The sequence below is a fragment of the Planococcus sp. S3-L1 genome (assembly GCF_030063085.1).
GTDB lineage: Bacteria > Bacillota > Bacilli > Bacillales_A > Planococcaceae > Planococcus > Planococcus kocurii.
In genome coordinates this window covers 57574-69974 of the sequence record NZ_JASISN010000005.1, presented here as the reverse complement: position 1 = coordinate 69974, position 12401 = coordinate 57574, and the positions used below count along the sequence as shown (strand labels likewise).

The following is a 12401-nucleotide window of genomic DNA, read 5'->3' as shown; positions in this document are numbered from 1 at the left end:
TTGAAAAGTAAAAAAATACATTCCGATAAATAGTCTTAAGGTGACGTGCAGATGCACGCCCTTTTTTTGTGGAGTGAACAAAATAGAATGACTAAGGGTCACCTTAGGATTGGAGTTTAGTTATGAATAAATGGACGAGATTATTACTGATTTTTGTTTCTTCGATTGTTCTTGGATTTGCGTTTAATATGTTCTTACTGCCGCATGAAGTATTAGCAGGCGGAGTAACGGGTATTGCGATGATGCTAGGATTGGTAACCCCTTTGAACGCGGGGCTTTGGATGATCATTTTGAACATCCCGATTCTTGTTATGGGCTGGATGAAGCTCGGCAAGACGTTTATCGCAAACAGTCTGTTTTCTGTTGTCGTGACTTCGGTTTCGATGTTGTATATTCCTGTTGTTAAATTGACAGAGGATGCACTACTTTCTACTGTTTTCGGGGGGGTAATTGCAGGAGCAGCCATTGGAATCATTATTCGCTTTTATAGTTCGACTGGCGGATTTGACGTGATTGGCTTGTTGTTGTCGAGAAAACGCGATATTCCATTAGGTGCACTCGTTTTTGGACTTAATAGTGTCGTCGTTTTTGTATCGGGCTTTATTTTTTCATGGGAATTGGCGATGTACACAATGGCTTCTATCTATATCTCGGGTCTAGTACTTGATCGTGTTCACACGCGTCATATTAAACTGAGCTTAATGGTCGTGACCAATCAAGGAGATGCAGTAAAAAAAGAGCTGCTCGATAATTTATATCGAGGGATTACGGTAGTGGACGGTGAAGGTGCATATTCAGCAACTAAAGTAAAAGTTCTTTATAGTGTGATTAGCCGTCACGAATTAGCATTTGTTAGACCATTGATAAAGAAAATTGATCCACAGGCATTCGTGAGCATTAGCGAAACGATGGAAGTCATGGGGAATTTCAGAAAAGACGATAACTTCATGAAAAACCCAATTTAAAAAAGACTCTCCGGTCACTGGAGAGTCTTTTTTGCGTCTCTAAGCTAATTTAAAAGCTAATTCGTTTTTGTTAACAGGAATTATCGAAACAAGAGATAATCAATTTCGGAGATAAAGTCGTTGCTAATGTCGATAAACAAATAGCATTCGTGCGATAAAGGAAAACTAAATGTACGAATCATTTTACCAGTTTCAATATCCGAATAAACGTCCGACAAAATTCCTTTATGCCAACTTTTCATTTGCATCGTATTTTCAAGGAAATAAGGACGAAAAGCCCAATGTGAACCAAGTTGATCTTTTTCTAGCACCCATTCGTCACCATATTTTCTGAAGTTGGAAGATACTTGTCGGCCATCGCTATTGCAAATGTACAAGCGAAAGCTTTCTTCTTTAAAGGCTTCAGCAACAGCTTTGATAAAAAGATCTGCTGTTGCTGGACCATGCCATTTGGATAGCGATTTTTTCACCTTCTCTTCAAAACCTAGCGTAAAGGTATAGCGTTTTTCTATTAGCGATTTTTCTCGTTGAACAAACTCAGTAATTTTTTCTCCTACGTTCATCTGAATGCTATTGTTCATCGGAAGTTCAACTTCAGGATTGGCCAAATAAAATCCTTGGTAATAATGACCACCATGTTTCCAGGCGAAATACAATTGGTAATTGTCTTCAATGTTTTCATAAGAAAGCTTGGCACCAATTCGACGTGCAAGTACAGAGAGGGTTTGGATAACATCTTGGAATACTTCTGGATTGGCATTTCGAACAAAGCCGGTATCGATTTTTAAAATATGAGGACGCAATTGACGAATTCGATCAATATTAGAGCTTTTTGCTCCCACATGGTCAACCGCTATCTGAATGCCATAGGTTTTGTAGTAAAACAATAAATGCTGGAGCGTATCAAAATCTTCTTCAAAATCATATTCCGTAATTTCCAGGACAATTCGCTCCATGGAAAATCCTTTTTCCGCAAAGTTTTGAAGAGTTTCTAGAAAATCTTCCCCGCTATTAATCAGCAGTTGTCTGGCATTACGGTTTATAAATAACAGGCCATCATTTCTAGCTTCAAGCATTTGAGTGATTGCTAATGCCAATAGGTGCTGATCGACTTCTACTTTGTACTCGTCAGGTACATCATCGTCGTGAAAGAAACTGCCTAAACTCATCCAAGTATCTTCAACTTGGAAGCGACCCAAAACTTCATAGCCGATGACAGTATGTTTAACGGCGCTAATGATAGGCTGGAAAGCAGGTTTTACCTTATGTAAATTTTCAAGAATGTCAAATGGATCCATCGGGTGTGCTCCTTTGCTGCAAGTATTTCGGGAAGCAGAATGTTACATGATCATAAAAAAGTAAACAATGACCATGATGATCATGATCGCTAGCATAGAAGAAATTAAAGTGATGTGCATGTTTGAGGGAGTAAAGGTTTCATCAATGAGTTGTTGGCGTTTTTTCTTATAATTTTGTGTTGCTGAAAAAATAACGATGAGGCCAAAAATACAGGCGAAAATACCGAGTGCAATAGTAAACGTATCAACAAATGTATTACGTATGACACCCATAGTAAAATGCAAACTCGTCGCCAGAAAACCAACGCCGACAATTGAAATAACCGTACGAATCCAGGCTAGGTAGGTACGTTCATTAGCTAGGTGTTGTTGTGTATAAACCAATTGATTTTTGTCCTTTCGGTAGGACTGACGGGACATACGGTACGCTCCTCCAAGTAATAATCAGTTCAAAATTTTAAAAATCTGAAATTGAAAAAAACGAATGTCTTTCCAGTATAAATGAATCGCGATTAAAAAGGAATTTCAAAAAATTAAACAAGTTGAATAAATTATACAAAGAGAAGCAAGTAATGTTCTGTTGCTATGAAGGTACGAAAGCTGAACAAATCAATCGAGGAAGAATTCGACCACTGTAAACTAGTTGTGAAAATTCTATTAAGTTAATGTGATTGTGCCCAATTCGGAAGCTTTTTAAGTATAGTTAAGGGAGAATGGTATTTAAGAAGCGTCAGAAAAAATATGTCAGTGTCTTACTGCCAAACCAAATAAAAAGTAGGAGATGAAGCAATTGAAGAAAATTTCGTTTAGCTTATTGGTCTTATTACTAATGAGTACAGTGGTGTCAGTCAACTCAATAGGAGCAAAGGGAAAGTCGAAAGAAGCTGAATTTAATTCCAATCGATTTTTGTCTATTGCACACCGCGGAGCCTCTGGACATGCACCTGAACATACGTTGGCTGCCTATAAATTAGGTGAAGGGATGCAGGCTGATTACATAGAAGTGGATTTACAGATGACAAAAGATGGCGTTCTGATTGCGATGCATGACGAAAAAGTAAATCGGACAACGGATGGTTCTGGTTATGTTAAAGACATGACGCTTGCAGAAATCAAAAAATTAGATGCAGGTTCCTGGTTTAACAGAGCTTACCCTGAAAAAGCTCAACCTGAGTTTGAAGGATTGCAAGTATCGACTCTTGAAGAAGTGATAGAAACGTTCGGCAAAGGCTCCCGGTATTATATCGAAACGAAGGCACCCAGCGTTTATCCAGGAATGGAGCAGGAACTTGTGCGGATATTAGAAAAGCATAAGTTGACTGGACAAAATGCACAGTCAAGTAAAGTTCTGGTGCAATCCTTTAGTCAGGAAAGCTTGTTAACTATGCATGACTTGAAGCCAGAAATTCCACTAGTTCAATTGATTTCTTATTCAAAACCTGCAGTTATTTCGGATCTTGAGCTTGAACATATTAAAGAATATGCGATTGGAGTAGGCATGAGCCATACGAAAATTGACCGCTCTTATGTAGAGCAAGTACGACATCACGGGCTACTGATTCATCCTTATACAGTCAATGAACGTGCCGACATGGAACGCTTGATTGACTGGGGGGTAACAGGGATATTCACCAATTATCCAGAGGTTTTAGAAGCCGTATTGAAAAAAAAGGGCTAGCAGAAATTTAAAAACCGTCTATGAAATCAATTGTGATTTCATAGACGGTTTTTTACGTTATAATTTTTCTGTAGTACAGCACAGTGCTGTGCAACGGTAAGAACAATAATGGGACTGAGAAAAGATGTTTTTTAGTGAATACATAGACTATTGTTAAAGTAAGGGAGGATTAAAGGATGTTTTTAGATGAAAGAAGTGCAACTTTACTAAAGCTCCTACAACATTCATCAATTCCTTCGATGAGTGCGATTGAAGACCAAACGGGACTGACACGCAGACAAATTCAGTATAGTTTAAACAAGGTCAACGATTGGCTTCAATCTAATCATTATAAACCCGTTCAGTATAAGCGAGATACCGGCTATTTTTTACCAGATGCAATTAAAGAAGAAATCAATATCCAACTGACAAAACGAAGTTATGTATTTTCAGAGAAAGATCGCCAACAAATTTTTTACTTGTTAATTTTGCTCAGTTTAGAGCCTTTATCTCTTTATCATTTTCAATCGGTCGCCGGCGTTTCACGAAATACGGTTTTGACAGATCTTCAACGTCTTAAAAAGATGGCTAAGCAAATGGATTTGACAATTCAGTATTCTAAACAAGCGGGGTACATCATTACTGGCAATAGTCGAATCAAGCGCTTTGTCATTGAACAATTGATTCATGAAGTATTAAGTGGTTCAAATAGTCAGCTGATTATCGAATGCATTTGGACAGGATTTGAAGAGCACATCGATGCCATTCATTCAGAATTGGAAAGAATAGAACAACAACTGGGCACTACTTTTACAGATAATCGCCTAAACGAACTGGCTTATCTATTCTTTTCCACAAATCAATTGATTGGAAAAGGTGAAGAGCTAGAAGAAGATTCCAGTTGGTTGCCATTTATTGATACACAGGAATACGCATTAATCGAACAGATGGTTGGAGCGGCTGCATTTTATTCGGAATGGAGCCACACGGAAAAATTATATGCAACTTTGCATGTCATCAGCATGAACCGTATAAAAGACGGCTCTCCTTTAGAAGAAGATCAAGTTTTTTACGAGATCTTGCAGCAAGTCATTGAAGAATTCGAACGACTAACGTTTGTTCACCTTCACGAAAAAGATCAGCTATGTGAACAATTGTATGTGCATTTTAAACCAGCTTTTTACCGAATCAAGTATGGGATTCCTCATGTCAATCCGATGAGCGAACGGATACGCAAAATCTATCCGGAACTTCATCATTTGACAATCAAATCCTTGAAAGTACTCGAGGAAAAATTAGGTCTTTGCATTCCAGAAGCTGAAGTAGCCTATTTTACAATTTATTTTGGGGGCTGGCTTCAAAGACAAGGCACGCGTTTAGATGATCGAAAAAAAGCAATTGTCGTTTGTCCACACGGTACAGGTGTCAGCAACATCCTTAACTACACGTTGCGAGAATTGTTTCCAACTATCTTATTCTTGGATGTATTATCTGTTCGAGATACAGCTGACTATCCGCTCCCTTACGATTTGGTTTTTTCATCGGTCTATATGAGGACGAATGAGACATTGTTTATAGTGCCGCCTATTTTAGAAGATCGCGACAAACAAAGGTTGAGTAAGCAAGTCATGCAAGAACTTTACGGCTATGCGGTTCCAGAAGCCGATGTTGCAGGTATGATGAAAATCATTTCTAAATACGCCACGATTCATGATGCAAAACAACTAGAGAAAGAACTCCAAGTATCGCTACAGACACAAAAAAGTGCAACTCACACATATACAGTAAAGGAGGCGGAAAAGCCTGTGTTAGCCGAACTATTAAATGAGCAAACGCTTCAATTAGAACCAGTGATTGCCACGTGGCAAGAGGCAATCGAAGTGGCTGCTAGGCCACTTGTAGAATTAGGGACAATCGAAGATCGCTATGTAACAGCCATGATAGAGTCTATCGAGGAAAATGGACCTTATGTCGTTATTACGCCGTTAGTTGCAATCCCACATGCTCGACCGGAAGAAGGGGTTCGTTCTTTATCAATGAGCCTATTAAAACTTGATCAAGCGGTGGATTTTTCACCGGACAAACCTGTTCGATTAATTATCATTTTAGCAGCAGCTGACAGCGATTCGCATCTTCGGGCATTAATTCAGTTGACAAATTTATTGAATGAACCTGAAAATATCCAACAAATGTTGGGAGCAACAAATAAAAATCAACTTTTGGAGATTATCCATAACTATTCCAAGGAGGAAACAGAATGAAAATCATGGTAGTGTGCGGAAACGGATTAGGAAGCAGTTTTATTATGGAATTGAATGTTAAGAAGGCATTAAAAGAATTAGGCAAAACAGCAGAAGTAGGTCACACAGATCTAACTTCTGCTAAATCAGAACAAGCGGACATCTTTATTGGGGCAGCAGATATTATGAGTCAGTTAGATAATGGCAGTCGAACTATCGTCAATTTGGAAAACATGATGAGCATTCCAGAAATTAAATCGAAATTAGAGCCGCATTTAGGATAAAACTGACACCAAAGGAGGAAATGCTGTGTTACAAATAATTATGAACGATATACTGGGAACGCCAGCTATTTTGATTGGGTTATTTGCACTTATAGGGTTGTTACTTCAGAAGAAAAATAGCGCCGATGTAGTTTCTGGAACGTTAAAAACAGTAATGGGCTTTGTAATTATTGGTGCTGGAGCTGCAGTGCTGATTGGCTCTCTGGATATATTCGGGAAAATGTTTGATTATGCGTTTAATGTCCAGGGCGTCATTCCAAATAATGAAGCGATTGTTGCTGCTGCACAAAGTGAGTATGGAACTTCAACAGCATTAATCATGGTTTTCGGAATGCTTTTCAATATTCTCTTGGCACGTATCACACCGTTTAAATATATATTCCTTACGGGTCATCATACCTTGTTCATGGCATGTCTACTAGCAGTGACTTTATCAGTCGGCGGACTTGCAGGAGCTCCATTAATTTTGGTTGGTTCAATTATTCTTGGTCTATGTATGGTGCTTTTCCCAGCACTTTTGCAACCATATGTGCGTCAAATTACAGGAAGTGACGATTTTGCTGTAGGTCATTTTGGATCAATTGGTTATTTCGTTTCTGCCAATGTTGGGAAATGGTTTGGTAATAAAGAAAAAACCACTGAGGACATTAAAGTTCCTCAATCGTTAGGGTTTCTAAGAGATACTTCTGTAGCAGTTTCTTTGACAATGACATTGTTCTTTATTGTGGTTGCTTTATTTGCAGGTCAAGAGTTTATTGAAACAACACTCTCGAACGGTTCAAATTTCTTAGTATTTTCATTCATTCAAGCAATTACCTTTGCAGCGGGTGTTTACATTATCCTTGCAGGAGTAAGAATGCTAATTGCTGAAATCGTTCCTGCTTTCCAAGGAATTGCCGACAAGCTAGTACCGAACACAAAGCCAGCGCTTGATGTGCCAATTATTTTTCCGTTTGCTCCAAATGCTGTAATTATTGGGTTTTTATTTAGCTTTTTTGCAGGATTATTAGCGATGTTCGCTCTTCCGGTTCTTGGGTTGAGTGTCATTGTTCCAGGACTAGTTCCTCACTTCTTCACTGGAGCAGCAGCTGGTGTCTTCGGAAATATTACAGGTGGTCGACGCGGTGCGATGCTCGGTGCATTTGCTAACGGCTTAATCATCAGTTTCATTCCCGCTATCCTACTAGTATTACTGGGAGATATCGGATTTTCTGGAACGACATTTGGTGACTCTGACTTTGGAGTAGTAGGTATCTTGATTTTAAGTATTATGAAACTTTTAGGGTTTGCATAACAATGATTTTAAACTAAAAAAGCCAGTCAGAATCTATGAATTCTGACTGGCTTTTTTTGCATGGCATGGCTTTTTAGGTTTGAAGGCTAAACAGGTTCAGCAAAGGCTCTTTAGGTGATAGTAGTTGAATAGCAACTTATATAGACTGAAGATGAGCTAAAAAAACAGTAAATTCACCAAAATAGTCAAGATAATCGAAAGAATGAGTGAAGTAAGCAGGCTACCCATACAGGAAATCCGCACATTGACACCACCTTACTCAAAGAATGATTTGGAGCAGCACAGTGATAAAGATAAGCCCTGCGATAAAAGAAGGATAGCTACTATTTTTCTCTGCCGGCAATTCGTCATCTAAAATATTTAAGATGATTCCCCCTGTGAGAAACGCTGAAAAGAAGGCAATAGTCAATTCGTTAGTTTCTGTAACATGATAAAGCAACCAACCAAGTAATACGGAAATGGCCAATACCCAACGACCAATATTCGTATACAAGTCTTCGTGTGTTAGATGGAGTACGCGATTGTTGGCGATAAAATGGAAAGAAAAGACGATAAAGTAAATAAGATAATCCGAAATTCGTTCGCCACTTAAATCAGTAAGCAAATAGCCAATTAGCACGTTATATAATGCAAATCCGAAAATTTCAAGAGCGAAGACGAACCTGCTTGGTTGTGAGAGGTTTTCTTCTCTTTCATTTTTTGCTTTGGATTTCTCATTGAGTTGATTGATGCCGTAGAAAAACGCAATACCCAGGAGCGTTAACAAATAAGTGGAGTAGTCAAGTGACTCAAGCCACAGCGGTAATTGAGCATCTTCAGCGACTTCTTGGTAATGGGTCAATTCAGGAACGAGATGGAGAAAGACATAAGCAATTGAACCACCGGATACAAACGACATGAGTCTGTCTTTTGGCTTTCGATCAAGAAATTTAATGTAATTTGTAGAGATATGAACAATCATAAATGCGATGGTGATGGCTAAGCTCAAGTAAAACATCGCAGTACCTCCTAATCTGGGTTAAAAGCAGTATACCCGAATCTTTCCAAAAAACGCACGTTAAATAATAGTAGAATTCAAAAAGACATCTTAAATAAAAAGCGTAGAGTATAGACTGTTTTGGGTATACATAGATGACTCATACCCGGAATAGAATGGAGAAAAGCTATGGACTTGTTGCTTACTATTTTTCTTTTGTTGATTTGTCTATTGATTTCGAATGTAGTGAGCCATTACATTCCGTTTATCCCGACCGCACTAATCCAAGTGGCTCTAGGAATTATTTTGGTGCTTGTTTACCAAGATATCTCTTTCGATATTGAAACAGAATGGTTTTTACTGTTATTTATCGCTCCCTTATTGTTTAATGACGGCAGCCACTTTCCACGTGAAGAATTATGGCGAATGAAAGGACCCATTCTAGGAAATGCAATCATTCTCGTACTATTAACAACGGTGTTAGGTGGCTATTTTATCCACTGGCTAATAGATGAGATTCCGCTGGCTGCTGCATTCGCATTAGCTGCAATCCTATCTCCGACAGATCCAGTCGCAGTTAATGGCATCGCGCAGCGTATTCGGATTCCACAAAAAGTATTGAGTCTGGTGAGAGGCGAATCATTGATAAATGACGCATCGGGTTTAGTCGCATTTAATTATGCCGTAGCGGCTGTGGTTACCGGCTATTTTTCACTATCAGAAGCAGTTTTGGATTTTTCGTATAAATTTCTGGCAGGTGGATTGTTGGGTCTGCTATTAGGGTTATCAGTTATCGGAATTCGATTAATATTGCGAAAGCAAGGCATTAACGACGTCACGTTCCACACCTTATTACAAATTATGACGCCGTTTTTAATATTCATCGTTACAGAAGATATTCTCCACGCATCGGGAGTTATAGCGGTTGTAGTCGCAGGAATCGTACATTCTCTCGTTAGAGAACAGACCGAAACGTTTATTGCAGAAGAACAAGTCTCAACAGAAAAAATTTGGAAAATCATTCTTTTTATATTAAATGGCATAGTTTTTTTACTGCTTGGGTTGAATATCCCGATTTCGATGCGCGGTGTTTTGGAAAATCCTAACGCCAGTTTGTTGCTCATATTTTCCTATGTGTTCGCAATTGGTACGATGATTCTCAGCATTCGTTTTGTCTGGGCATACCTGTTTTCCATTTATGAATATCATTTTGGCAAAATGAAAGAAGCGGCCAAGCCCAGCTTGAAGTTAACTTTGTATGTTAGTTTAACAGGAGTTCGTGGAACCGTAACTATGGTCGGAGTTCTGTCACTGCCTTTTCTGATGGAGAATGGAGAGGCTTTTCCAAACCGGTCGCTTATTCTTTTCTTAGCAGCAGGAACCATTCTTTTTACGTTGATTGTTGCAACGATTGTTTTACCGATGCTCAGTAAAGGACAATTGGCAGATGGTGAGCAATCCTTAAAGATAGATTTAGAAGAAGCACAGAGACGAATTTTACTAACTTCGATTAAAAAAATAAAATCTGAAATTACGGAAGAAAACGAAGCAGGTGCTTATGAATTGATGGAAGAATATAAATTACGTTTCCGTCAGATTCAAACGGAAGAAGATGCTGCAACGCAAGCCAATAAAAAGTACCAGCGAAAAATGCGAGAACTCCGATTAAAGGCGCTGCGACTTGAACGTAAATACATCCAATCACTTTATCGTAAAAAGGAGTTGGATTCAGAATTACATGATGCTTTTGAAAAGTCACTAGATCGTCGCGAAGAAGTCATTGCCAACAATACGCGTTCGACGATGCTCTATTTACAGGGGAAGCTGATTCGGGCATGGAGGCGTTTCAGGGGGCAAAATGCGAGAGAAGAGGAAATACGGCTGGTCGAATTTCAGGAAGGACGAGAAGTTCAACTGCAGGCTTTGCAAGCGGCTCTCTCTGGGATTGAAGCATATGCAAAAAAATACGAACCGAAAGAAATTATGGAAGCGGTCGTTTCAGATTATAGACAAATGGTCAGTAGATTAAAAAAACCTGAAGCGTTGTACGATGAAAAATATGAATTGCAAAAAGAAGAACTGCGCGTCATTGTCATGGATATGGGACGAGCGGAAATTTATAAAATGTATGCATCTGGAGATATTACAAGAGAGCAGGCAAAAGAACTAAGACGCTATATTCATTTTATCGAAAGCGTTACCTTGCACGAAACTACTGACTAAAAAAGCAGCACCGATTTTTCGGTGCTGCTTTTTAGTCGTTAGTATCTACCAAAGAAAAGCTATATCCTTGCTGTTTAATCGCATGAATTAACTGAGGTAAAATAGTGATAGTTTGCTCTAATTCATGTAACAGGATGATAGCACCATCTTCAAGATTTTCAGTGATATATCGAATAATTTGTTGGGAATCTTCTTTTAATTCCCAGTCCATCGAAGCGATTCGCCACATGACCGTCGTTAAGCCCAGTGCTTTTGCTGCTCGTAACGTATCGGCATTGTAGTTACCGTATGGAGGCCGGAAAAAAACAACGGGTGTTCCAGTTGTTTTTTCGATATGCAACATACTATTGTGGATATCTTGATACTGTTTTTCATAAGACAGTTGTATCAAGTTCCGGTGTTTCATTGAATGCGTACCAAGAACATGCCCATCGTCCAACAAGCGTTGCCATGGTCTTGCAGGATAAAGCAGATGCGATTGCCAGAAGAACATCGCTTGCACATCGTGCTGTTTTAAAATATCTAGTAGTTGTGGCAGTCGTTTGCTTGGACCGTCATCAAATGTTAAGATCACAGATTTTTTGCTTTGCAAACGAGTGCTCGTAACAATTTCGGGGTGAGTAGAGTCGTACACGACCCTGGATTGATCGACTGCTCAAGGGCTCTTAATCATCCGAATCATCTCCTTGAATTTAAATTCCTGCATCGAAAAATGCGGTTTGTGGATTAGACGTATAGGTTTCATGATATTGGGAATCCGTGAAGTCTGCCGGCAGCCCATCAAAAATAAGCTTACCATCTTTTAAAGCAAGAATGCGACTAGCGTAGCGCTTTGCCAATTCGATGTCATGAACATTGATAATCGTCAGTAAGTCTAAACGTTCATGCATTTCTGTCAGTAACGTGAAGATGTGATTAGAGGTGCCAGGATCTAGACTAGCAACAGGTTCGTCTCCAAGCAAAACTTTTGGCTGTTGGGCGAGGGCACGCGCGATACCTACCCGTTGTTTTTGACCACCGCTCAGTTGTTCAACTTTTCGATAAGTCATATCGGACAAGCCAACATCTGCAATAACTTGTTTGGCGAAAGCTAACTCATCAGCAGAAAACCAGCCAATCAGATTTTTGAAAGAAGAACGATAACCAAACATGCCGGTCAATACATTTTGAATGACACTCAGACGAGGAACGAGGCTGAAATGCTGGAAAATCATCCCCGTTTCTCGTCGTACTTTGCGCAATTTTTCTTCACTATGGATAGAGATATCTTGATCATCAAAGTAAATTTCTCCACTAGTTGGTTTTTGTAATCCATTCAGACAACGAATAAAAGTCGATTTTCCAGCACCACTTTTCCCTAGTACACAGACGAAATCGCCTTTTTTAAGAGACAAGCTGATATCAGTCAATGCTTTTGCTTTCATATCTGGATACTGTACAGATAGATTTTTCACTTGAATCATA

The 12401-nt window shown here is 39.1% G+C and carries 11 protein-coding genes; 6 read left to right on the top strand and 5 right to left on the bottom strand.

Annotation, left to right across the window (positions count from 1 at the left end):
• The first annotated feature begins 122 nt into the window (after nt 1-122).
• On the top strand, nt 123-965 hold the full coding sequence (locus tag QMF37_RS07180; RefSeq protein ID WP_078080195.1) for a YitT family protein: 843 nt from the start codon (nt 123-125) through the stop codon (nt 963-965).
• A gap of 80 nt (nt 966-1045) precedes the next feature.
• Here the strand turns inward: QMF37_RS07180 and QMF37_RS07175 are convergent, their stop codons facing one another.
• Nucleotides 1046-2263 carry an EAL domain-containing protein gene (locus QMF37_RS07175; protein WP_071153724.1) on the bottom strand — a complete coding sequence of 406 codons (1218 nt, stop codon included), beginning with the start codon at nt 2261-2263 and terminating at the stop codon, nt 1046-1048.
• A 42-nt stretch (nt 2264-2305) separates the two neighbouring features.
• Nucleotides 2306-2683 carry a YidH family protein gene (locus tag QMF37_RS07170; protein ID WP_071153723.1) on the bottom strand — a complete coding sequence of 126 codons (378 nt, stop codon included), beginning with the start codon at nt 2681-2683 and terminating at the stop codon, nt 2306-2308.
• Between the two features lie 361 nt (nt 2684-3044).
• Here QMF37_RS07170 and QMF37_RS07165 point away from each other — a divergent pair, with 361 nt between their 5' ends.
• From QMF37_RS07165 to QMF37_RS07150, 4 genes are all read left to right on the top strand, one after another.
• Entirely contained in the window at nt 3045-3941 is an 897-nt protein-coding gene (locus QMF37_RS07165; RefSeq protein WP_071153722.1) for a glycerophosphodiester phosphodiesterase, read from the top strand.
• A 176-nt stretch (nt 3942-4117) separates the two neighbouring features.
• Nucleotides 4118-6181 carry a BglG family transcription antiterminator gene (locus QMF37_RS07160; protein ID WP_071153721.1) on the top strand — a complete coding sequence of 688 codons (2064 nt, stop codon included), beginning with the start codon at nt 4118-4120 and terminating at the stop codon, nt 6179-6181.
• Nucleotides 6178-6444 (top strand): PTS sugar transporter subunit IIB, encoded by a 267-nt coding sequence (locus QMF37_RS07155; protein WP_071153720.1) that lies wholly within the window; start codon nt 6178-6180, stop codon nt 6442-6444. Before QMF37_RS07160 ends, QMF37_RS07155 begins: the two co-directional genes overlap by 4 nt.
• Nucleotides 6445-6469: 25 nt before the next feature.
• On the top strand, nt 6470-7738 hold the full coding sequence (locus QMF37_RS07150) for a PTS ascorbate transporter subunit IIC (protein ID WP_283477519.1): 1269 nt from the start codon (nt 6470-6472) through the stop codon (nt 7736-7738).
• A 259-nt stretch (nt 7739-7997) separates the two neighbouring features.
• Here the strand turns inward: QMF37_RS07150 and QMF37_RS07145 are convergent, their stop codons facing one another.
• Nucleotides 7998-8735 carry a hypothetical protein gene (locus tag QMF37_RS07145; protein ID WP_283477517.1) on the bottom strand — a complete coding sequence of 246 codons (738 nt, stop codon included), beginning with the start codon at nt 8733-8735 and terminating at the stop codon, nt 7998-8000.
• A gap of 168 nt (nt 8736-8903) precedes the next feature.
• Between QMF37_RS07145 and QMF37_RS07140 the strand changes: the two genes are divergently transcribed.
• A complete protein-coding gene (locus tag QMF37_RS07140) occupies nt 8904-10937 on the top strand; it encodes a Na+/H+ antiporter (RefSeq protein WP_283477515.1) in 2034 nt (677 codons plus the stop codon).
• A gap of 31 nt (nt 10938-10968) precedes the next feature.
• Here the strand turns inward: QMF37_RS07140 and QMF37_RS07135 are convergent, their stop codons facing one another.
• On the bottom strand, nt 10969-11529 hold the full coding sequence (locus QMF37_RS07135) for a polysaccharide deacetylase family protein (RefSeq protein WP_283477513.1): 561 nt from the start codon (nt 11527-11529) through the stop codon (nt 10969-10971).
• Nucleotides 11530-11629: 100 nt separating this feature from the next.
• Entirely contained in the window at nt 11630-12400 is a 771-nt protein-coding gene (gene phnC, locus QMF37_RS07130; protein WP_078080197.1) for a phosphonate ABC transporter ATP-binding protein, read from the bottom strand.
• Between the last annotated feature and the right edge of the window lies 1 nt (nt 12401).

What these genes read in the sequence shown, in the direction of transcription:
- QMF37_RS07180 (WP_078080195.1), top strand. Translation starts at nt 123, where the DNA reads ATGAATAAATGGACGAGATTATTACTGATTTTTGTTTCTTCGATTGTT.
- QMF37_RS07175 (WP_071153724.1), bottom strand. Translation starts at nt 2,263, where the DNA reads ATGGATCCATTTGACATTCTTGAAAATTTACATAAGGTAAAACCTGCT.
- QMF37_RS07170 (WP_071153723.1), bottom strand. Translation starts at nt 2,683, where the DNA reads ATGTCCCGTCAGTCCTACCGAAAGGACAAAAATCAATTGGTTTATACA.
- QMF37_RS07165 (WP_071153722.1), top strand. Translation starts at nt 3,045, where the DNA reads ATGAAGCAATTGAAGAAAATTTCGTTTAGCTTATTGGTCTTATTACTA.
- QMF37_RS07160 (WP_071153721.1), top strand. Translation starts at nt 4,118, where the DNA reads ATGTTTTTAGATGAAAGAAGTGCAACTTTACTAAAGCTCCTACAACAT.
- QMF37_RS07155 (WP_071153720.1), top strand. Translation starts at nt 6,178, where the DNA reads ATGAAAATCATGGTAGTGTGCGGAAACGGATTAGGAAGCAGTTTTATT.
- QMF37_RS07145 (WP_283477517.1), bottom strand. Translation starts at nt 8,735, where the DNA reads ATGTTTTACTTGAGCTTAGCCATCACCATCGCATTTATGATTGTTCAT.
- QMF37_RS07140 (WP_283477515.1), top strand. Translation starts at nt 8,904, where the DNA reads ATGGACTTGTTGCTTACTATTTTTCTTTTGTTGATTTGTCTATTGATT.
- phnC (WP_078080197.1), bottom strand. Translation starts at nt 12,400, where the DNA reads ATGATTCAAGTGAAAAATCTATCTGTACAGTATCCAGATATGAAAGCA.